Here is a 21762-nt window from a genome sequence, read left to right on the forward strand (position 1 = left end):
TGTGCAACCCAAACATGAAGATCACGATCTACAGCTGGAACGTTATACTCCCCGATTAGACATTTACCGGAGAGGGGGTCGATCGGTGCCCGACTCGATGCCGACCTCGGTTGCTCTCGGCGTGCCCGGTGTCCAGGTCACGCCCGGCGATCATCTGTGCGCCTTCTACCGCGGCCCGGCGGGGCGCGACGAGATCCTGATCCCGTATCTCCGCGAGGGACTGCAGACCGGCGACAAGTGCATCTGTGTCGTGGACGCGAACGATCCCGAGGTGGTGTTGGCAGCCCTCGCCGCGGACCTCGACCGTGGACCGAGTCTGAGCAGCCGGCAGCTCGACGTTCAGCGATCAAGTGACACGTACCTGCGTGAGGGCAGGTTCTCCATGGACGTCATGCTCGATTTCTGGGGCGACGCGGTCGGCGGAGCTCTCGCTCATGGGGTCAGCTTTTCCCGGGCCGTGGGGGAGATGACCTGGTCACTGAGCCAGATGCCGGGGGTCGACGAATTGGTGGAGTACGAGTCGCGGCTCAATCGCTTCCTGCCGCGTTACCCCCAGGTGGTCCTGTGCCTGTATGACCTCGACCGTTTCAGCGGCGGGATACTGCTGCACGTGCTGAAGACGCACCCGAAGGTTCTGGTCGGCGGCATGCTGGTCACCAACCCCTACTACCTCGAGCCCGACGAGTTCCTCGCGACGAGGCAGTGAGGAGGCGATGGGTACGCCTGCGGTCCCGGCCGCACGCTCGGCGGCGCCGGACACGGCACTGCGCGACCAGCTGAGCAACCTCCGCGGCCTGCTGATGCTCTCCATGCTGATGACCGAAAGCACCGACGAACGCCAGATCCTGCACCTGGCGACCACGTCGGTGGCGTCCTTCGGGCGCTGCCACGTCGAGGGCGTCTACTTCCTGGCGGACGGGTGGCAGGCGACTCCGGCGGTGCGTCCGGAGGTGCGGGCGGCAATCGAGCCCCAGATCATGGCTCTCGGCCACAACGGCGGTCTGGTCACCGTCCCCGGCCAGGGCTGGGGATGGGCGCTGCCAGTGCGCAGCCTCGACGAATACGTCGGTCACCTGATCGTGTCGGCCGGCGAGGAACCGTCGTCGGACGAGCTGTTCCTGCTTCAGGCACTCGCCCAGCAGTCCGGTGTGGCCCTCGCGAACGCGCGGCTCCACGCGAAGGAACGGACCGCCTCCGAGGAGCTGCGCACAGCCAACGCCGCGCTCGCCGAAACACTCGGCGCACTCGAACGGACCCTGCAGATCCACGATCGGTTCACCAGGGTCGCGGTCGCGGGCGAAGGGCAGGAGGGCATCGCGACCGCCCTGCATGAACTGACAGGATTCCCCGTAGCCATCGAGGACCGATACGGCAACCTGCGGGCGTGGGCGGGCCCGAACAAACCCGACCCGTACCCGAAGGATCCCCCAGCGCGCCGCGAGCAGATGCTGCGGCGCGCGATGCGCGACGGGCGGCCGATCCGCGACGGCGGGCGGCTGCTGGTAATCGCCAGTCCGCGCCCGGACGTCCTCGGTGTCCTGGCGCTGGTGGACCCTGCGGGGGCGGCCCGGGACCAAGAGCTGATCGCATTGGAGCACGGGGCGACCGTGCTGGCGATGGAACTCGTCCGCCTGCGCAGTTTGGCCGAGACCGAACTGCACCTGCGGCGTGACCTGGTCGAGGAACTACTGTCGGGTACCGACGAACAGAGCGCCTTGGCCCGCGCGCAGGCGCTGGGCTACGACTTGGAGCGCGTGCACAGGGTGATCGTCGTCGGGGGATGCACGCAGGGCCAGGACCCGGAGGCGTTTCTCCACGGCGTGCGCCGCGCGGCCGGTTCGACAGGTGCCGGCTCGCTGCTGATGACCCGTGGTGACGCCGTGGTCCTGCTCTCCGACCGCGTGGTGCCCTGGGATCGGTTCCGCACGGCCGTCGTGGCCGAACTGGGCGGCGGCCAGTGCCAGATCGGGGTCGGCGGCCCTTGTGAGCGACCTGGGGAGTTCCCGCGCTCCTACGGCGAGGCATTGCTCGCGCTGAAGCTGCAAGGCGTGCACGGCAGCGACCGCGTGGTCACTTACGAGGATCTGGGTGTGTACCGGCTCCTCGGCGAGGTCGGGGACCCGGCAGCAGTCGAGCGGTTCATGCGGCAGTGGTTGGGACCGCTCCTGGACTACGACGCCAGCAAGCGGTCCGACCTGGTCAACACGTTGAGCTGGTACCTCGAGTGCGGTGGACACTACGACTCCACGGCGGCGGCTCTGTCGGTGCATCGCAGCACACTCAAGTACCGGCTGCAGCGGATTCGTGAGATCTCGGGGCATGACCTTGCGAATCCGGACACCCGCTTCAATCTGCAGCTGGCCACCCGAGCCTGGCGGACGCTCGAAACACTGCGCTCCCGTCCCAGGACCGCAGGGGACTGCTGACCAGCTGCGATCCCGAGGTGGGGCGGTAACGGATTCGGCGGACGCGGTCGCATTCCCGTCTGTCGATCTCGCTCGCCGCACGGCGGAATTCGTCCGCAAGGTGGCGATCCCGGCCGAGGAGGAGTGCGGCGGTGTGTCCGCCGTCGGGGGAGAGGCGCCGCGGACGCGCCTGAGGGAGGCCGCCCGAAGCGCAGGCGTGTTCGCCGCATGTCCTGCCCGAGTTCGGCGGCCACGGCCTGGACTTGCGCGGACGTGCACTGATCTTCGAGGAGGCCGGATAATCGTTGTTCGGGCCGCCGGTGCTGAACTCGCGGCGCCCGACGAGGGCAACACGCACATGCTCGAGGCGATCGCCACGCTGGAGCGGACGGGCGCGGCGTACGCGATGTGCCTGGCCCGCACCGCGCAGGACATCGCGGTGGCGCGGGCCGCGGACCGCCGGCTGTTCGCGTCCCGACTGGCCGAGCTCGGTATGGTCCAACTGATGGTCGCCGACAACGAGATCGATACCGCCGCCCCCGCGGGCTTGATCCACCAGCCGTGCGGGGAACTCGACCAGGGCCGGTCCGAGGCGCAGCCCACCGCGATGGCCATGACGTTCACGGCCGAGGCAGTGTGGGGGTCGTCGACCACTCGCTGCAGATCGACGCTATTCGTGGTGAGCGATGGGGAAGGGTACGTCGGCGCCCTCAGCGGACGAAGAGCGAGGCCTTGTCCGCCAGGTCGAGGACGTACTGCGGGAGCAGGCCCAGCGCCAGGGTGACCAGGACGCCGAGGCCGATGGAGGTGGCCGTCAACGCGCTGGGGACAGCGACGGACGGGCCGCCGGGCTCCGGCTGGGAGAAGAACATCAGGACGATGACCCGGAGGTAGACGAACGCCGCGACTGCCGAGGACAGCGCACCCGCGATCACCAGCGGGACCGCTCCGCCCGTCGCTGCGGCCTGGAAGACGGCGAACTTCCCGGCGAACCCCGATGTCAGCGGGATGCCGGCGAAAGCCAGCAGGAAGAGGGTGAAAACCGCCGCCAGCAGCGGGGAGCGGCGGCCCATGCCGGCCCAGCGGGAGAGGTGGGTGGCCTCGCCGCCCGCGTCGCGGACCAGGGTGATGACGGCGAAGGAGCCGAAGGTCACGAAGGAGTACGCGGCCAGGTAGAAGAGGGCCGAGGACAGGCCCGCCTTGCTGGTGGCGATCACCCCCGTGAGGACGAAACCGGCGTGGGCGATGGAGGAGTACGCCAGCAGCCGCTTCACATCGGTCTGGGCGACGGCCAGCACCGCACCGATGACCATGGTGAGGATCGCCACCCCCCACAGCACCGGCCGCCAGTCCCACCGCATGTCCGGGACGGCGACGTACAGCAGCCGCAGCAGCGCGCCGAAGGCCGCGACCTTGGTGGTAGCGGCCATGAAGCCGGTGACCGGTGTCGGGGCGCCCTGGTAGACGTCCGGCGTCCACATGTGGAACGGAACCGCGCCGACCTTGAACAGCAGCCCCACCAGCACCATCGTGCCGCCGATCAGCAGCAGGGCGCTGTTCGTGGTGGTGCCCAGCGTCGGAACCGCCGGGAACCGGCCGGCGATGACGTCGGCGATGCCGCCGAGCGAGACGGTGCCGGCGTAGCCGTACAGCAGAGCCGTTCCGAACAGGAAGAACGCCGAGGCGAAGGCGCCGAGCAGGAAGTACTTGACCGCGGCTTCCTGAGAGAGCAGGCGGCGGCGCCGGGCCAGGGCGCACATCAGGTACAGCGGCAGCGAGAAGACCTCCAGCGCGACGAACATCGTCAGCAGGTCGGCTGCCGCCGGGAAGAGCAGCATGCCGCCGACCGCGAACATCGTCAGCGGGAAGACCTCGGTGGTCGCGGACCCCGCCCGAACGGCAGCCCTCTCGGCGTCGCTGCCGGGCACTGCGGCTGCCTGCGGGGCGAAGGCGTCCACGGGCGCGCCGTCCGCGCCGCGCGGCTCCAGCCGCCGCTCGGCGAAGGCGAGCACCGCGACGATGGAGACCAGCAGAATGACGCCCTGCAGGAACAGCGCCGGGCCATCCACGGCGACCGCGCCCATGGCAGCCAGGTTGGCCTTGTTGGAGGCGTAGCCGCACGTGGCGAGCGTGACGACGGTGCCGACGGCGGCGATCAGCCCCAGCAGGGCGACGGCCACCTGGGTGGTGTGGCGGATGCGGCGGGGCAGGAACGCCTCGGCGAGGATGCCGACGACAGCGGCGCCGAACACGACGAGCATGGGCGCCAGCTGCCCGTACTCGACCTTCGGGGCAGGGATGCCGGCGGTGTCGCCCGCCGCCGTCCACACGGTGTAGGCGGCTCCCGATGCGAGGGCGCTCACTTCCCCTCACCTCCGGCGTTCTCGTGGATGGGGGAGTGCGAGAACCCGCCGCGCTGTCCTGCGGCCGGGTGGACGGGCTTCGGATCCATGCGATGGACCTCGGCGAGTGTGGCCTCGACCGCCGGGTTGACGAGGTCCGTGACGGCCTTGGGGTAGACGCCGAGCCCGATCAGCAGGGCCACCAGCGGGGCCACCACGAGCAGCTCCCTGGCCCTGAGGTCGGCCATGGGGGCCACGCTCTCCTTCACGGGGCCGGTCATGGTGCGCTGGTACAGCACCAGCACGTACAGCGCGGAGAGGACGATGCCGAAGGTGGCGACGACGCCCAGCGTCGGGTAGCGGGTGAAGGTGCCGACCAGCACCAGGAATTCGCTGACGAAGGGTGCCAGCCCCGGCAGCGACAGGTTGGCCAGGCCGCCGACGAGGAACGCTCCGGCGAGCACGGGGGCGATCTTCTGCACGCCGCCGTAGTCGGCGATCAGGCGGCTGCCGCGCCGCGAAATCAGGAACCCGGCCACCAGCATCAGCGCGGCGGTGGCGATGCCGTGGCTGATCATGTACAGGGTGGCGCCGCTCTGACCCTGGGTGGTCATCGCGAAGATGCCCAGGATGATGAAGCCGTAGTGGGAGATGGACGCGTAGGCGATCAGCCGCTTGATGTCCTTCTGGCCGACCGCGAGCAGCGCCCCGTAGATGATCCCGATCACAGCGAGCACCAGGATCGCGGGCGCGAAGAACTTCGATGCGTCGGGGAACAGCCCGAGGCACAACCGCAGCATCGCGAAGGTGCCGACCTTGTCGACGACCGCGGTGATCAGGGCCGCGGTGCCGGCGGTGGTCTCGCCCATGGCGCCCGGCAGCCAGGTGTGCAGCGGCCACAGCGGGGCCTTGACGGCGAAGGCGAAGAAGAAGCCGAGGAAGAGCGCCCTCTCCGTCGCCGGGTCGATGGACAGCTTGCCGTCGCGGATCGCACGGGTGAGGGTGGCCAGGTCGAAGCTGCCGTCGCCCCCGATGCCGATCCCGGCCCGGGCGGAGAGCGTGTACAGCCCGATCACGGCGGCCAGCATCACCAGGCCGCCGAGCAGGTTGTAGAGCAGGAACTTCACGGCCGCGTACGAACGCTGCCCGGCCGCCTCGTCACTGCCCGCCCGGTCGCCGAAGCCGCCGATGAGGAAGTACATCGGGATGAGCATGGCTTCGAAGAAGACGTAGAAGAGGAAGACGTCGGTGGCCAGGAAGGACACCAGCACCATCGCCTCAACGGCGAGGACCAGGGCGAAGAAGACCTGGGTGCGGCGGCGGTTCCCGAACGACCTCTCGGGCAGAGACTCCGGGTCGGCGTCGTGCCAGGAGGCGAGCATCACCAGCGGCACGAGCACGGCGGTCAGCAGCACCAGCACCGTGCCGATGCCGTCCACGCCGAGTGAGAAGGCCATTCCGAAGCTCTTGATCCAGGCATACGACTCGGTGAACTGGTAGCGGGCGCCGCCGGGATCGAAGCGTCCGGCAATGACGGCGGCCAGGGCCAGGGTGACGGAGGCAAAGACCAGGGCGACGGCCTTGGCGCTGCGCCGCCGGGCATCCGTTGTCGCGGCGGGCAGCGCGGCCGTGACGACCGCGCCGACCGCCGGGACGGCGGCGGTGACAGTCAGCAGCGGGAATGAGCTCATCACACCGACCTCATCTGGAGAATGGCGGCGACCAGCACCCCGGCACCGCCGAATATCGAAAGTGCGTACGACCGGACGTATCCGTTCTGGACGCGGCGCAGCCGGCCGGACAGTCCGCCGACCGCGGCGGCGGTGCCGTTGACCACGCCGTCGACGACCGAGCGGTCGAGGTGGACCAGGCCGCGGGTGAGGTATTCGCCGGGCTTGACGAACACGACGTGGTTGAAGTCGTCCTGGAGCAGATCGCGGCGCGCGGCCCGGGTGAGGAGCGAGCCACGGGGCGCCGCGACGGGGACGGGCCTGCGTCCGTACTGCGCCCAGGCGAGCCCGGCACCGATGGCGAGCACGGCCATCGTGGCGAGGGTGACGATCGGTGCGCTGACGGGCGGATGCCCTTCGGCGTGTCCGGTGACCGGCTCCAGCCAGTGCAGGAACGCGTCGTTCAGGCTGAACACGCCGCCGGCGAAGACCGACCCGAAGGCGAGCAGGATCATCGGGATCGTCATGGACTTCGGAGACTCGTGGGGGTGCGGCATCTCCCCGGGGTGCACCTCGATTCCGGGCTCGACGCTGGGCGCCGTGCCGGGATCGGGGGCCGGCTGCCACCGCTTCTCACCGAAGAAGGTCAGCAGCATCACGCGGGTCATGTAGTACGCGGTGATGGCCGCGCCCAGCAGGGCCGCGCCGCCGAGGATCCAGCCCTCCGTACCGCCCTTGGCGAAGGCCGCATCGATGATCTTGTCCTTGGAGAAGAAGCCGGACAGGCCGGGGAAGCCGATGATGGCCAGATAGCCGAGGCCGAAGGTGACGAAGGTGATCGGCATGTACGTCCCCAGGCCGCCGTACCTGCGCATGTCGACCTCGTCGTTCATGGCGTGCATGACCGATCCTGCGCCGAGGAAGAGCCCGGCCTTGAAGAAGCCGTGCGTGACCAGGTGCATGATCGCGAAGACGTAGCCGATGGGGCCGAGGCCGGCGGCGAGGACCATGTAGCCGATCTGCGACATCGTCGACCCGGCGAGGGCCTTCTTGATGTCGTCCTTCGCGCAACCGACGATCGCACCGAAGAGCAGCGTGACCGCGCCGACCGCCACGACCGCCGCCTGGGCCTCCGGCGCCGCGTTGAAGATCGCACCCGACCTGGTGATCAGGTAGACGCCGGCGGTCACCATGGTCGCCGCGTGGATGAGGGCCGAGACCGGGGTCGGGCCCTCCATCGCGTCACCGAGCCAGGACTGCAGCGGCACCTGGGCCGACTTGCCGCACGCGGCGAGCAGCAGCATCAGCGCGATCGCGGTGAGCGTGCTTTCGCCGGTCCCGTCGACCGAGGCCGGCACCGGCTCAAAGGCGAACGTGCCGAAGGTCGTGAACATCAGCATGATCGCGACCGACAGACCCATGTCGCCGACGCGGTTGACGACGAACGCCTTCTTCGCCGCCGTGGCCGCGGACGGCTTGTGCTGCCAGAAGCCGATCAGCAGGTACGACGCCAGGCCGACGCCTTCCCACCCGACGTACAGCAGCAGGTAGTTGTCGGCGACGACGAGCAGCAGCATCGCCGCGAGAAAGAGGTTGAGGTAGCCGAAGAAGCGGCGGCGCCGCTCGTCGTGCTCCATGTAGCCGATCGAGTAGATGTGGATCAGCGTGCCCACACCGGTGATCAGCAGGACGAAGGTCATCGACAGCTGGTCCAGTTGGAAGGCCACGTCCGCGTGGAAGCCTCCGACGGGAATCCAGCTGTACACGTACTGGTCGATGGCGCGGTGTTCGCCGTCCCGGCCCAGCATGCCGGCGAAGAGCACCGCCCCGACCACGAACGAGGCCGCCGCGAGCGCGCAGCCGATCCAGTGGCCCGTACGATCGAGCCGCCTGCCGCCGCACAGCAGCACCGCAGCGCCGAGAAGCGGCGCAGCGACGAGCAATCCGATGAGGTTCTCCACTGTCTGCGACCCCTTACAGCTTCATGAGGCTGGCGTCGTCGACCGAGGCCGAGTGGCGGGTACGGAAAATCGTCACGATGATCGCCAGGCCGACCACGACCTCGGCCGCGGCGACGACCATCGTGAAGAAGGCGATGATCTGGCCGTCGAGGTTGCCGTGCATGCGCGAGAAGGTGACGAACGCGAGGTTGCAGGCGTTCAGCATCAGCTCGATGCACATGAAGACGACGATCGCGTTGCGCCGGATCAGCACGCCCGCCGCGCCGATGCTGAACAGCAGGGCCGCGAGATAGAGGTAGTTGACCGGATTCACGGAATGGCCTCCCCCTCGGTGAATGTCGCAGCGAAGGTCCGCTCGGCCGCCTCGTCTGCGGCGCCATCAGTGAGCGCAGCACGCGAGGTGTCGGCAATGCGGCGCCGCGGGGGCGTACGGCCCAGCCGGTTGGCGCTGGAAGTCTCCAGTTGTTCGATCCGACGCAGCATGTCCCGGCTGACCTCGCGCATCTGGCCGCGGGCCCGCAGCGTGGAGTTGACCGACACCTCGGCGGTGGTGCCGTCCGGCAACAAGCCGGGGATGTCTACCCCGTTGTGCCAGGCGTAGACGCCAGGGGCCGGCAGCGGGGTGACCTGAACGCCCTCGCGTACCCGCCGCTCGGCGAGCTCACGCTGCGTGTGGCAGACCTCGGTGCGCTCCCGGTGGGTGAGCACCATCGCCCCGACGGCGGCCGTGATCAGCAGCGCGCCGGTGATCTCGAAGGCCCAGACGTAGCGGGTGAAGATGAGCTCGGCGAGACCCTGGACGTTGCCCTTCGCGTTGGCCTTCGCCAGGCCGGTGAAGGTATGCAGCTTGGCGTCGGCGATCCCAGTGATCAGCAGGACGCCGAGGCCGAGGCCGCACAGAGCGGCGCCCCAGCGCTGCCCCTTGAGGGTCTCCTTGAGCGAGTCGGCGGCGGTGACGCCCACCAGCATGACGACGAAGAGGAACAGCATCATGATCGCGCCGGTGTAGACGACGATCTGCACCACGCCGAGGAAGGCCGCGCCCTGCGCCATGTAGCAGACGGCGAGTGCCAGCATGGTGGCAGCGAGGCAGAGCGCGCTGTGCACCGCCTTCTTCAACCACACCATGCCGAGGGCACCGCCAACCGCGATCACAGCGAGCACCCAGAACTGCACGGCCTCGCTGGTGGAGGTGGCGATGGCAGCGGCGAGCGAAGGGACGGTCATGCCTGGCTCACCTCCTCCCGGTCGGCCTTCTTGGTGGGCTGCCGCGTCCTGGTGCCGGGGGCCGCGCCGGTGACCCTGCCGCGGTAGTAGTCACCTTCGTCGGTGTCCGGGTACATGGCGTGCGGTGGGGCGACCATGCCCTCGGTGAGCCCGGCGAGCAGTTGCTCCTTGGTGAAGATCAGGTCGGTGCGGTTGCTGTCGGCGAGCTCGTACTCGTTGGTCATCGTCAGCGCCCGGGTCGGGCACGCCTCGATGCACAGCCCGCAGAAGATGCAGCGGGCGTAGTTGATCTGGTAGACCGCGCCGTATCGCTCGCCCGGCGAGTAGCGCTCCTCGTCGGTGTTGTCGGCGCCCTCGACATAGATGGCGTCGGCGGGGCAGGCCCAGGCGCACAGCTCGCAGCCGACGCACCTCTCGAGTCCGTCCGGGTGCCGGTTGAGCTGGTGGCGGCCGTGGAAACGGGGCGCGGTGGGCTTCTTGTACTCCGGGTACTGCTCTGTGAGGCGCTTTTTGAACATGGCCTTGAAGGTCACGCCGAATCCGGCGGCCGGGCCCAACATGTCAGGCATCCTCGGCTCCCTTCGGGGTGCAGGTACCGCCGACGGCGGCGGGTTCGCCGGACTCCCAGAACTGCGCCTGAGGCTGCTGCACGCGGCTTCGGCGGCGCGGTACGGACGGCAGTTGCTGCCCGGGCATGGGCGGCACCGGGTAGCCTCCGGCCATCGGGTCGAAGGTGTCCGGCAGCGCGTGCTTCACCGGCTTCTCCTTGTGCCGGAACAGGTTCCACACCAGGGAGAGCAGCAGGATCGTGGTGACCGGCGCCCCGACGTAGAGGACGACCTTGGCGATGTCGTAGCCCTCGTTGCGCAGCGCCCGGACGGCGGCGACCATCAGCACCCACACCAGCGAGACCGGGATGAGGACCTTCCAGCCGAGCTTCATGAACTGGTCGTAGCGCAGCCGGGGCAGCGTGCCGCGCAGCCAGATGAAGAGGAACAACAGCAGCTGGATCTTGATGGTGACCCAGAGCATCGGCCACCAGCCGTGGTTGGCGCCCGCCCAGAAGGTGCTGATCGGCCATGGCGCCCGCCAGCCGCCGAGGAAGAGAGTGCTGGCCAGCGCCGAGACGGTGACCATGTTGACGTACTCGGCGAGCATGAACAACGCGAACTTCAGCGAGGAGTACTCGGTGTTGAAGCCGCCCACCAGCTCGCCCTCCGCCTCCGGGAGGTCGAAGGGTGCCCGGTTGGTCTCCCCGACCATCGACACGATGTAGACCAGGAAGGAGACCGGCAGCACGATCGCGAACCACGTGCGCTGCTGCGCCTCCACGATCTGTGACGTCGACATCGACCGGGAGGAGAGGAACACGGCGGCGAACGACAGACTCATGGCTATCTCGTACGAGACCATCTGCGCCGCCGAGCGCAGTCCGCCGAGCAGTGGGTACGTCGACCCGGACGACCAGCCGGCGAGTACGATGCCGTAGATCCCGACCGAGGCGACGGCCAGGATGTAGAGCACGCCGACCGGCAGGTCGGTGAGCTGCATCGTGGTACGGGTGCCGAGGATTGACACTTGGCGGTCGGCCGGCCCGTACGGGATGACCGCGAAGGCCATGAAGGCGGGGATCGCGCTGACGATCGGGGCCAGGACGTAGACGGCCTTGTCGGCACGCTCGACGACCAGGTCCTCCTTGAGGGCCAGCTTCACGCCGTCGGCGAGCGACTGCAGCAAGCCCCAGGGACCGTGTCGGTCGGGGCCGATCCGCAGCTGCATCCAGGCGACGACCTTGCGCTCCCAGACGATCGCGATGAGCACCGTGACGGTCAGGAACACGAACACGAAGACGGCCTTGAGCAGGACCAACCACAACGGGTCGCGGCCGAAGAAGCCGAGCTGGTCGCCGACGGTGGCCAGGGTGGTGAGGGAGTGGTTCATCGGCTCTCCTTCCCGCCGGTGTCTCCGCCGGTGGTGGCCGACGCGATGCCGACGACGCGCCCGGGACCCGCGCCCAGGGTGTGGACGGCGCCACCGTCGGTCGAGTTGAGCGGGATCCACACAACGCGGTCGGGCATCCCCGGCGTGGCGGCCAGCGGCAACGTGAGGGACCCGGCGGGGCCGGTCACGGTGACTGCGCCGCCGTCCACGGCGCCGATCTCGGCAGCAGTGGTGGGCGACATCCGGGCCAGCACCGGATGGCGGGTGCCGGCCAGGTGGGCATCGCCGTCCTGGAGCGCGCCGTTGTCCAGCAGCTGCCGCCAGCCGCCCAGCACCGCCTCCCCCGCGCCCGGGCGGGGCAGCGCCTCGGGGGCATCGGCAAGGGCGTCCGGCCGCTCGCCGGTCCATGGCCCGAGGGCGTCCAGCTCACGCCGGGCCGTGGTGGGGTCGGGCAGGCCCAGGTGCACGCCCATGGCGTCCGCCAGCATGCTGAGCACCCGTAGGTCGGACGGGAGGTGAGGCTGCGTCAGCTGATCGGGCTTGAGGGCGGCATCGAAGACCCGCACCCGGCCCTCCCAGGTGAGGAAGGCTCCGGCCTTCTCCGCCACGGCCGCCACCGGCAGCACCACATCGGCGCGGGCGGTGACGGCGGAGGGCCGCAGCTCCAGGCTGACCAGGAACGGCACCCGGTCCAGCGCCCCCTCGGCGGCGGTCGGGTCCGGTAGGTCCGCCGTCTCCACCCCGCCGACCAGCAGGGCCCCCAAGTTGCCGCCCGCGGCGGCCGCCAGGATCTGGCCGGTGTCGCGGCCGTACCCGGCGGGAAGCGAGGCGATGCCCCAGACGGCTGCGGTCTGGGCGCGGGCGTCCGGATCGTTGTCGGGTCGTCCGCCAGGCAGCAGGCCCGGCAGGGCTCCGGCCTCCACCGCGCCCCGCTCCCCGGCGCGCCGCGGAATCCAGGCGAGCTGGGCCCTGGTGGCCGCGGCGAGCCGCAGGGCGGCAGTGAGCGCCCCGGGTGCCGTGGCCAGGCGCTCGCCGAGCAGGATCGCCGCGCCAGGACTGCGCAGCGCCTCGGCCGCCTCCTGCCCCGCGTCCTCCAGCCCCACCCCGCCGGCGAGGGCGTCGAGCCACTCGGCCTCGGTTCCGGGCGCGGCCGGCAGCAGCGCGCCACCGAGTTTGGTCAGGCCCCGGGAGGCATGGGTGGCGATGGAGAAGACCTTCAGGCCCTTGCGCGCCGCCTTGCGCAGCCGCAGGAAGACGATCGGCGACTCCTCCTCCGGCTCGAAGCCCGCGAGCAGCACGGCCGGTGCGGCCTCCAGACTGCGGTAGGTCACCCCGCTGCCGTCCACGTCGATGCCATGCCCGGCGACGGCGGCAGCCAGGAAGTCGGCCTCCTCGCCGCTGTGCGGGCGGGCCCGGAAGTCGATGTCGTTGGTGCCGAGCACCACCCGGGCGAACTTGGCGTAGGCGTAGGCGTCCTCGACCGTGACCCGGCCGCCGACCAGGACCCCGACGCCAGCGGCTGTGCCGCGGCCGGCCCGGTCGCGCGCGGCGGCGAGTCCGGCAGCGGCGATTTCCAGCGCCTCCGGCCAGGAGGCGGGGACCAGTTCACCGGTGGCGGAGTCGCGGACCAGCGGCGTGGTCAGCCGGTCGCGCAGTTGCGCGTAGCGGAACGCGAAGCGGCCCTTGTCGCAGTTCCACTCCTCGTTGACCTCCGGGTCGTCCCCGGCGAGCCGCCGCAGCACCTTGCCGCGCCGGTGGTCGATGCGCATCGCACAGCCCGCGGCGCAGTGCTCGCAGACGCTCGGCGAGGAGGTGAGGTCGAACGGTCGTGACCGGAAACGGTAGGCGGCCGAAGTCAGGGCGCCGACCGGGCAGATCTGGACAGTGTTGCCGGAGAAGTACGACCGGAAGTCGTCGCCCTCACCGGTGCCCACCTGCTGCAGCGCGCCGCGCTCCACCAGGTCGATGAAGGAGTCGCCGGCGATCTGGTGGGAGAAGCGGGTACAGCGGGCGCACAGCACGCACCGCTCCCGGTCCAGCAGGATCTGTGTGGAGATCGGAACGGGCTTGGCGTACGTCCGCTTGCGGCCCTCGAAGCGGCTCTCGGCCTGCCCGGCGCTCATGGCCTGGTTCTGCAGCGGGCACTCGCCGCCCTTGTCACAGACCGGGCAGTCCAGCGGATGGTTGATCAGCAGCAGCTCCATCACCCCGCGCTGCGCCTTCTCGGCGACCGGCGAGGTGAGCTGGGTCCGTACGACCATGCCCTGGCTGACCGTCGTCGTGCACGAGGTGAGCGGCTTGCGCTGGCCCTCGACCTCGACGATGCACTGGCGGCAGGCGCCGACGGGGTCCAGCAGCGGGTGGTCGCAGAAGCGCGGGATCTCGATGCCGAGCAGCTCGGCGGCCCGGATGACGAGCGTGCCCGTGGGCACGCTGATCTCGATGCCGTCGATGGTGACGGTGACGAGGCCCTCCGGCGGGACCGGCGCGGCTCCGCCCCCGGCGGGAGCGTTCGTGGCGATGGTCATGGTGACGCGAGCACCCCCTTGGTGGCGGTCTTGTGGTCGTCGGCCCAGGCCGTGGACTTCGCCGGGTCGAAGGGGCACCCCTGGCCGGTGATGTGCTGCTCGTACTCGTCCCGGAAGTACGTCAGCGAGGAGAAGACCGGGCTGGCGGCGCCGTCGCCCAGCGCGCAGAAGGACTTGCCGTTGATGGTGTCCGCGATGTCGGCGAGCTTGTCGAGGTCGCTCATCGCGCCCTTGCCCGCCTCGATGTCACGGAGCAGCTGCACCAGCCAGTACGTGCCCTCGCGGCATGGGGTGCACTTGCCGCAGGACTCGTGGGCGTAGAACTCGGTCCAGCGGGTCACGGCGCGCACCACGCAGGTGGTCTCGTCGAAGCACTGGAGTGCCTTGGTGCCGAGCATGGAGCCCGCCGCGCCCACGCCCTCGTAGTCCAGCGGCACGTCGAGGTGCTCGTCGGTGAGCAGCGGAGTGGACGAGCCGCCCGGGGTCCAGAACTTCAGCCGGTGCCCGGGCCGCATGCCGCCGCTCAAGTCGAGGAGCTGACGGAGCGTGATGCCGAGCGGGGCCTCGTACTGGCCGGGGCGGGCGACGTGGCCGGAGAGCGAGTAGAGCGTGAAGCCCGGGGACTTCTCGCTGCCCATTGACCGGAACCAGTCCTTGCCCCGATGCAGGATCGCGGGAACCGAGGCGATGGACTCGACGTTGTTGACGACAGTGGGGCAGGCGTACAGGCCGGCGACGGCCGGGAAGGGGGGTCGCAGCCGGGGCTGGCCGCGGCGGCCTTCGAGGGAGTCCAGCAGGGCGGTCTCCTCGCCGCAGATGTACGCGCCGGCGCCGGCGTGCACGGTGAGTTCGAGGTCGAAGCCGCTGCCCTGGATGTCCTTGCCGAGGTAGCCCGCTTCGTACGCCTCGGCGACGGCGTGGTGCAGCCGGCGCAGTACGGGAACGACTTCGCCGCGCAGATAGATGAAGGCGTGGTTCGAGCGGATTGCATGGCAGGCGATGACGATGCCCTCGATGAGCGCGTGCGGGTTGGCGAACAGGAGGGGGATGTCCTTGCAGGTGCCGGGCTCGGACTCGTCGGCGTTGACCACGAGATAGTGCGGCTTGCCATCGCCCTGCGGGATGAACTCCCACTTCAACCCGGTGGGGAAGCCCGCGCCGCCGCGTCCGCGCAGCCCCGCCTCCTTCACCCGGGCGATCACGTCGTCGGGGGGCATCTGCAGGGCCTTGTGCAGCCCCTGGTAGCCGTCATGGCGGCGGTAGGTCTCCAGGGTCCAGGACTGCGGCTCGTCCCAGAAGGCGGTGAGCACCGGCGTGAGCAGCTTCTCCGGCCCCATCCCCTCGAGAAGGATGTCGGCGGTCACCGGCCCTCCCGCCCTTCCGGACCGGCAGGGCGGCCGGGGTCGGACACGGCGGTGTCCCGCGGGGCGCTGCCGGTGCCGGCCAGGGTCTCGCCCCTGGCCAGTCGCAACCCGGCGAGAGAGGGTTCGCCGCCGGCCCCGGAGGCGTCGACCACGCCGGGTCGCTGGTCCGGGCACCCGGCGAGGATGCGGGCCGTTTCCCGGAATGTGCAGAGCGGAGCGCCACGGGTGGGAAGGACCGTGCGGCCCGCCCGCAGGTCGTCGACGAGCTGCTTGGCGCTTTCAGGCGTCTGGTTGTCGAAGAACTCCCAGTTGACCATCACCACGGGCGCGTAGTCGCAGGCCGCGTTGCACTCGACGTGCTCAAGGGAGATCGCTCCGTCCTCGGTGGTCTCGTTGTTCTCGATCCCGAGGTGCTCCTTGAGCTCGGCGAAGATCTGGTCGCCGCCGAGCACCGCGCACAGGGTGTTGGTGCACACTCCGACGTGGTAGCGGCCGGCGGGCCTGCGCCGGTACATGGTGTAGAAGGTGGCGACGGCGGTGACCTCAGCCGTGGTCAGGTCCAGCTGCTCGGCGCAGAACCGGATACCGGTGCTGCTGACGTACCCCTCCTCGGACTGCACCAGGTGCAGCAACGGCAGCAGCGCCGAGCGCGGCACCGGGTAGCGCCCGATGATCTCCCGGGCGGCGGCCTTCAGCCGCGCTTTCACCTCTGCCGGGAAGGCGGGCGCCGGCAGCGCCGGCATGCCCAGCCCCACGGGTTCGTTTGCGTGTACCGTCATCGGTCCACACCTCCCATCACCGGGTCGATTCCGGCCACCGCGACGATGACGTCGGCGACCTGGCCGCCTTCGCACATCGCCGCCATGGCCTGCAGGTTGGTGAAGGACGGGTCCCGGAAGTGGATCCGGTAAGGGCGGGTGCCGCCGTCGCTGACCGCGTGCACCCCCAGCTCGCCCCGGGGCGACTCGACGGCCGCGTACGCCTGACCGGGCGGGACCCGGAAGCCCTCGGTCACGAGCTTGAAGTGGTGGATAAGGGCCTCCATGGAGGTGCCCATGATCTTGCGGATGTGGTCGAGGGAGTTACCCATGCCGTCGGGGCCGAGGGCGAGTTGGGCGGGCCAGGCGATCTTCTTGTCGTCGACCATCACCGGGCCGGGCTCCAGCCGGTCCAGGCACTGCTCGACGATCCGCAGCGACTGCCGCATCTCCTCCAGGCGGATCAGGAAGCGCCCGTAGGAGTCGCAGCTGTCGGCGGTGGCGACCTCGAAGTCGTAGGTCTCGTAACCGCAGTATGGGTCGGACTTGCGCAGATCGTGCGGGAGGCCGGTGGCGCGCAGGATCGGCCCTGTGATGCCCAGTGCCATGCAGCCGGCCAGGTCGAGACAGCCGACGTCGACCAGCCGGGCCTTGAAGATCGGGTTGTTCGTGGCGAGTTTGTCGTACTCGTGCATCCGAGAGCGCAGCAGCGCGACACCCTCGCGGATCTGGTCGACGGCGCCCGGGGGTAGGTCCTGGGCGAGGCCACCCGGACGGACGTACGCATGGTTCATCCGCAGACCGGTGATCAGCTCGAAGATGTCGAGGATTACCTCGCGGTCCCGGAAGCCGTAGATCATCAGGGTGGTGGCGCCGAGCTCCATGCCGCCCGTGGCGAGGGCCACCAGGTGCGAGGAGATGCGATTCAGCTCCATCAGCAGCACGCGCAGCACGGTGGCCCGCTCCGGGATCCGGTCCTGGATGCCGAGCAGCTTCTCCACCGCCATGCAGTACGCCGTCTCGTTGTGGAGTGGCGCGAGGTAGTCCATCCGCGTGACGAAGGTGGTGCCCTGCGTCCAGGTCCGGTACTCGAGGTTCTTCTCGATGCCGGTGTGCAGGTAGCCGATGCCGCAGCGGGCCTCGGTCACCGTCTCGCCGTCGATCTCCAGGATGAGCCGGAGCACGCCGTGAGTGGACGGGTGCTGCGGGCCCATGTTGACAACGATCCGCTCGTCGGCTGTGTCGGCGGCTGCCGCGACGACCTCGTCCCAGTCGCCACCGGTGACGGTGAAGACCCGGCCCTCGGTGGTCTCCCGGGCTGTCGCCTCTGCATATGTCTCGGACATCAGCTGTACGACCTCCGCTGATCCGGAGCTGGGATCTGGGCGCCCTTGTACTCGACGGGGATGCCGCCGAGCGGGTAGTCCTTGCGCTGCGGGAAGCCCTGCCAGTCGTCGGGCAACAGGACCCGGGTGAGAGCGGGGTGCCCGTCGAAGACGATGCCGAAGAAGTCGTACGTCTCGCGCTCGTGCCAGTCGTTGGTGGGGTAGACCGAGACGGTGGACGGGATGTGCGGGTCGGCGTCCGGCGCCGAGACCTCCAGTCGGATCAGCCGCCCGTGGGTGACCGACCGCAGGTGGTACACGGCGTGCAGCTCGCGGCCCGTGTTGCCGGGGTAGTGCACTCCGCTCACCCCGAGGGACAGCTCGAAGCGCAGGGCGGGGTCGTCCCGCAGCGTCCTGGCGACCTGGAGCAAGTGCTCGCGCCGGATGTGGAAGGTCAGCTCGCCGCGGTCGACGACGGCCTTCTCGATGGCCTTCTCGGGCGCCAGACCCTGCTCCTCCAGGGCACCCTCGAGCTCGTCGGCGACCTCGTCAAAGTCTCCATTTGCACCTCGGCCGCGTGGAGCGCCGTACGGGCGGGCGGTCGCGCCGGGTAGCCGTACGGACCGTACGAGGCGTCCGTAGCCGGAGGTATCCCCCGAGTCGCCGCTGCCGAACATGCCGCGCCGCGTGTCGATCACTTCGCCGAGCTCGCCGCGCGGGACGGGCGGAGAACCGTTCTTCCCCGCGTCGCCATTCCGCCCGGCACCGTTGATGGCGCTCATCGCAGCAGCCCCTTCATCGCGATGGTCGGGACTGCACGCAGCGCCTCCTGCTCGGCCTGCTTCTCCGCCCGGAGGCGGTTCACGCCGAGCTTCTCCTCGCGGATCTTCTGGTGGAGCTTGAGGATCGCGTCCATCAGCATCTCGGGGCGGGGCGGGCAGCCGGGCAGATAGATGTCGACGGGGACGATGTGGTCGACGCCCTGGACGATCGCGTAGTTGTTGAACATGCCGCCGGAGGAGGCGCACACGCCCATGGAGATGACCCACTTCGGGTTCGGCATCTGGTCGTAGACCTGCCGCAGCACCGGGGCCATCTTCTGGCTGACACGCCCGGCAACGATCATCAGGTCCGCCTGCCGAGGGGAGCCGCGGAAGACCTCCATGCCGAAGCGGGCCAGGTCGTAGCGCCCGGCGCCGGTGGTCATCATCTCGATGGCGCAGCAGGCGAGGCCGAAGGTGGCCGGGAAGAGGGAGGACTTCCGGACCCACCCGGCGGCCTGCTCGACCGTCGTCAGCAGAAAGCCGCTCGGCAGCTTCTCTTCGAGTCCCATGGACATGCCCTCTCCGCTAGTCCCACTCAAGGCCGCCGCGGCGCCAGACGTAGGCGTAGGCGACGAAGACGGTGAGCACGAAGAGCAGCATCTCCACGAGCCCGAAGATCCCGAGGGCGTCGAAGGTGACGGCCCAGGGGTAGAGAAAGACGATCTCGATGTCGAAGACGATGAAGAGCATCGCCGTCAGGTAGTACTTGATCGGGAACCGCCCGCCGCCGGCCGGCTGCGGGGTCGGCTCGATGCCGCACTCGTACGCGTCGAGCTTGGCCCGGTTGTAACGCTTGGGGCCGACGAGGGCGGCCATCACGATGGATCCCACCGCAAACGCCGCCGCGATGGCACCGAGCACGAGGATCGGCTCGTACGCGTTCATAGGCTCCCGCTCCCTCCGCAGGTCATGCCTGACTGCATTCGCACTGCTCTGCCGGGGACCCCGTGATCATCCTTGTCAGGCGGTCCACAAACCCTGGTGGCCCCAGGTCACCCAACTCCTTCCCATGCGTGCTCCGTCGGCGGTGCACTCCGTCCGGTACTCCGCCGCGGTGTCACGCCCCTGTCCACCAGAACTCCGCCGGCGGCGCACCGACTCCAGGGAGACTAGGAATCCGCTACGAGGCCCACATCCCCTGCCGGGGGGATCATCGAGGGGATGGCCAAGACGCCGGCCGCGCCGGCTTCTCGTGCTGCTCATCGCCCTGCCGGGCATGCCGCCGGCGTATGTGCCGGCGCCAACGAGGCCACCGCCGTCATCGGGCACCACCGTCCGCCGACCACGCCCGGCGCGCCCCCTCGGGATACGGCTCGCCGCCCGGATCAGACGTGGCGGCGATCGCCTCCGTCTCCGAAGTGTGTTCTTCGCCACCGGCATTGACAGCGCGGCACTGTGCCTGCTCATCATGGTGCGGCTGCTCACCATCGCCGCCCTCCCGGCCGTGGTGAGCTCACCTGGCGCCAGGTCCTGGCCGCGTTCCTGGCCACGTTCCTGGCCACAGGCTGCGGCATTGGCTTCTGCCTCACTCCGTCTCCCACCGGGACCAGCACCGGGACCAGCAGCAGGCTCACTCGCAACGGCGTCGTCCATCGCGCCGCTCCGTACCTCTGCACCCCCGTCAACCGCCGACACGCAGCCACCCCCAGCAGCGGCAGCGCGGCAGCGCGGCAGCGGGTGCCGGCCGACGCCGGAATCCCGGTTCTGGCCCAGGGCGAGTCAGTGGGCGGACTGGCTTGCGGAGACCTGATACAGACAGCCGCGGCACAGTTGGAGTGGAGTACGTTCATGGCTGATGAATTCATGCCGGACGAGCCGGTCCGCGCCGTAGAGCTGGTCTCGCCGATCGCCCAATATGCGCCCGATGAGGGTGCCAACTGCTCCGATTGGCCCGGTCTGACCCTCTACCGTTTCGACTCCCCGGTCCCGCCGGACTGGGACGCGGTGAACTCGCTGCGTCTGCCTGGTCGCCCAGGGCGGGCGGCAAGACGGCACGGATCGGGAGCCGGGACTACATGTACGACCCGCTCCACTATGTGGTGCTCACCCGGCATCTGCGTCTTAAGGCGGAGACCACCGAGGCGTCGGCCGCCCAGTCGCATTTCATCTGCGAGTTCAAACGACACTTCGGTGAAACACTCCGGGCCCAGCACGTGCTGGCTGGCACTGGCCTCGCCGAACTCGTCGACGTCGTGCTGGGGATCGATCGACTCGGTGCCGGTCAGCGAACCCGAGCCCAGCCATCTTCGTGCTGTGCTCGACCAGTTCGGGGTCACCACCGACGAAGCCATCTACGTCGGGGACACCAACATCGACGCAACACCGCACAACGCCTTGGAGTCACTTACCGACACGTCGCGTGGGGACACCCCGTCCCGAACTGCACTGTCATCGAGAAGTTCGCTTCGCCGGTGAGCTCTGCCGACCGGACCCCTCTCCCCGAACGCGATCGTCCCGACCTTCCACAGGAGACAGCACCATGCAGCCTCGCACCGACCAGGAAAAGGCCAAGTGGGCCGCCGGTATCGCAGCAGTCCACGCCTACGTCCGCGACGGCATGAAAATCGGCCTGGGCTCCGGTACGACCGCGCACTGGTTCGTCCGAGCACTCGGTGCCGCCGTCTCCGAAGGGCTCGACGTCGTAGGAGTCCCCACCTCGACCGGCACCCGCGATCTGGCCATCGAGGTGGGCGTCCCACTGACCATGCTGGCTGAGGTCGACAGGCTCGACATCACCATCGACGGCGCCGACGAGATCGACCACGACGGGGCCATGATCAAGGGAGGGGGTGGGTGCCTGCTGTGGGAACGCATCGTCGCCGACGCGTCCGACAAGATGGTGGCAGTCGTGGATGGCACCAAGGTGGTCGACACACTCGGCGCGTTCCCGCTCCCCATCGAGGTGATCCCGTTCGCCTGGGAATCAACCCAACGCTCCATCGCCCGGCTCCTGACCCGCCTCGGCTATCCAGAACCTGACCTTCGGCTCCGCACCAGCAACGGCGAGACCGTGATCACCGACAGTGGCAACTACCTGATCGATGCGCATCTGCAGGCCATCAAGGACCCGATCGCACTGGATGGCCAGCTCAACTGCATTCCGGGGGTAGTGGAGAACGGCCTGTTCACCGGCGTAGCCGATGAGATGATCATCGGTTCGGCCTCCGGCGAGTACGAGATCCGTGATGTCCACTCGGCACCGTCTGCCCGGCCCTTGATCACTTCCCGGGAGGGGAAATGAACGGCCTCTTCGTAGAGTCGGGGCCCGCCGTCTCCCGCGTGAAGTCGACCAGCGTCCACATCGACCGCGCCTGACCGCATCCTCCCTGAGCCTGGGCCGTTCCCGTGCGTGAGAAGTGACCCGTTGCTGTTGCGAGCCCGTGCTCGTTCAGCGTGAACCCGTGCTCGTTCAGCGTG

General features: G+C 69.4%; 17 protein-coding genes. 3 read left to right on the top strand and 14 right to left on the bottom strand.

Annotation, left to right across the window (positions count from 1 at the left end):
* The first annotated feature begins 85 nt into the window (after positions 1-85).
* Complete coding sequence (locus ABZV31_RS22495) at positions 86-706, top strand: MEDS domain-containing protein (protein ID WP_355896621.1); 621 nt, start codon at positions 86-88, stop codon at positions 704-706.
* A 7-nt stretch (positions 707-713) separates the two neighbouring features.
* Positions 714-2426 carry a helix-turn-helix domain-containing protein gene (locus tag ABZV31_RS22500; protein WP_355896624.1) on the top strand — a complete coding sequence of 571 codons (1713 nt, stop codon included), beginning with the start codon at positions 714-716 and terminating at the stop codon, positions 2424-2426.
* Between the two features lie 689 nt (positions 2427-3115).
* On the opposite strand, the gene nuoN is transcribed toward ABZV31_RS22500, so the two are convergent.
* The 14 genes from nuoN to ABZV31_RS22570 are packed head-to-tail and all read right to left on the bottom strand — an operon-like array spanning position 3116 to position 19230.
* Entirely contained in the window at positions 3116-4768 is a 1653-nt protein-coding gene (gene nuoN, locus ABZV31_RS22505; RefSeq protein ID WP_355896627.1) for an NADH-quinone oxidoreductase subunit NuoN, read from the bottom strand.
* Positions 4765-6438, bottom strand: a complete 1674-nt coding sequence (locus tag ABZV31_RS22510; protein ID WP_355896630.1) for an NADH-quinone oxidoreductase subunit M — start codon at positions 6436-6438, stop codon at positions 4765-4767. Before ABZV31_RS22510 ends, nuoN begins: the two co-directional genes overlap by 4 nt.
* Positions 6438-8378, bottom strand: coding sequence for an NADH-quinone oxidoreductase subunit L (nuoL, locus tag ABZV31_RS22515; protein WP_355896633.1), 1941 nt, complete (start codon positions 8376-8378; stop codon positions 6438-6440). The genes ABZV31_RS22510 and nuoL overlap by 1 nt, the downstream gene beginning before the upstream one ends.
* 13 nt (positions 8379-8391) lie before the next feature.
* Positions 8392-8691: an NADH-quinone oxidoreductase subunit NuoK gene (nuoK, locus tag ABZV31_RS22520; RefSeq protein WP_355896636.1), complete on the bottom strand. Its 300-nt coding sequence runs from the start codon at positions 8689-8691 to the stop codon at positions 8392-8394.
* Positions 8688-9605, bottom strand: coding sequence for an NADH-quinone oxidoreductase subunit J (locus tag ABZV31_RS22525; protein ID WP_355896639.1), 918 nt, complete (start codon positions 9603-9605; stop codon positions 8688-8690). Before ABZV31_RS22525 ends, nuoK begins: the two co-directional genes overlap by 4 nt.
* Positions 9602-10174 carry an NADH-quinone oxidoreductase subunit NuoI gene (gene nuoI, locus ABZV31_RS22530; RefSeq protein ID WP_355896642.1) on the bottom strand — a complete coding sequence of 191 codons (573 nt, stop codon included), beginning with the start codon at positions 10172-10174 and terminating at the stop codon, positions 9602-9604. Before nuoI ends, ABZV31_RS22525 begins: the two co-directional genes overlap by 4 nt.
* Positions 10167-11546: an NADH-quinone oxidoreductase subunit NuoH gene (gene nuoH / locus ABZV31_RS22535; RefSeq protein ID WP_355896645.1), complete on the bottom strand. Its 1380-nt coding sequence runs from the start codon at positions 11544-11546 to the stop codon at positions 10167-10169. Before nuoH ends, nuoI begins: the two co-directional genes overlap by 8 nt.
* On the bottom strand, positions 11543-14074 hold the full coding sequence (locus tag ABZV31_RS22540; protein ID WP_355896648.1) for an NADH-quinone oxidoreductase subunit G: 2532 nt from the start codon (positions 14072-14074) through the stop codon (positions 11543-11545). The genes nuoH and ABZV31_RS22540 overlap by 4 nt, the downstream gene beginning before the upstream one ends.
* Entirely contained in the window at positions 14071-15411 is a 1341-nt protein-coding gene (nuoF, locus tag ABZV31_RS22545) for an NADH-quinone oxidoreductase subunit NuoF (RefSeq protein WP_355896895.1), read from the bottom strand. Before nuoF ends, ABZV31_RS22540 begins: the two co-directional genes overlap by 4 nt.
* Positions 15412-15434: 23 nt before the next feature.
* On the bottom strand, positions 15435-16217 hold the full coding sequence (nuoE, locus tag ABZV31_RS22550) for an NADH-quinone oxidoreductase subunit NuoE (RefSeq protein WP_355896651.1): 783 nt from the start codon (positions 16215-16217) through the stop codon (positions 15435-15437).
* Positions 16214-17542, bottom strand: a complete 1329-nt coding sequence (locus ABZV31_RS22555; protein ID WP_355896654.1) for an NADH-quinone oxidoreductase subunit D — start codon at positions 17540-17542, stop codon at positions 16214-16216. The genes nuoE and ABZV31_RS22555 overlap by 4 nt, the downstream gene beginning before the upstream one ends.
* Positions 17542-18303: an NADH-quinone oxidoreductase subunit C gene (locus ABZV31_RS22560; RefSeq protein WP_355896657.1), complete on the bottom strand. Its 762-nt coding sequence runs from the start codon at positions 18301-18303 to the stop codon at positions 17542-17544. The genes ABZV31_RS22555 and ABZV31_RS22560 overlap by 1 nt, the downstream gene beginning before the upstream one ends.
* On the bottom strand, positions 18300-18854 hold the full coding sequence (locus tag ABZV31_RS22565; protein ID WP_355896897.1) for an NADH-quinone oxidoreductase subunit B family protein: 555 nt from the start codon (positions 18852-18854) through the stop codon (positions 18300-18302). The genes ABZV31_RS22560 and ABZV31_RS22565 overlap by 4 nt, the downstream gene beginning before the upstream one ends.
* A gap of 16 nt (positions 18855-18870) precedes the next feature.
* On the bottom strand, positions 18871-19230 hold the full coding sequence (locus ABZV31_RS22570; protein WP_355896660.1) for an NADH-quinone oxidoreductase subunit A: 360 nt from the start codon (positions 19228-19230) through the stop codon (positions 18871-18873).
* 1594 nt (positions 19231-20824) lie between these two features.
* On the opposite strand from ABZV31_RS22570, the gene rpiA reads away from it, so the two are divergent.
* Positions 20825-21586 (top strand): ribose-5-phosphate isomerase RpiA, encoded by a 762-nt coding sequence (gene rpiA / locus ABZV31_RS22575; RefSeq protein ID WP_355896663.1) that lies wholly within the window; start codon positions 20825-20827, stop codon positions 21584-21586.
* Positions 21587-21762: the final 176 nt, after the last annotated feature.

The organism is Streptomyces sp. NPDC005202 (genome assembly GCF_040608235.1).
Lineage (GTDB): Bacteria > Actinomycetota > Actinomycetes > Streptomycetales > Streptomycetaceae > Streptomyces.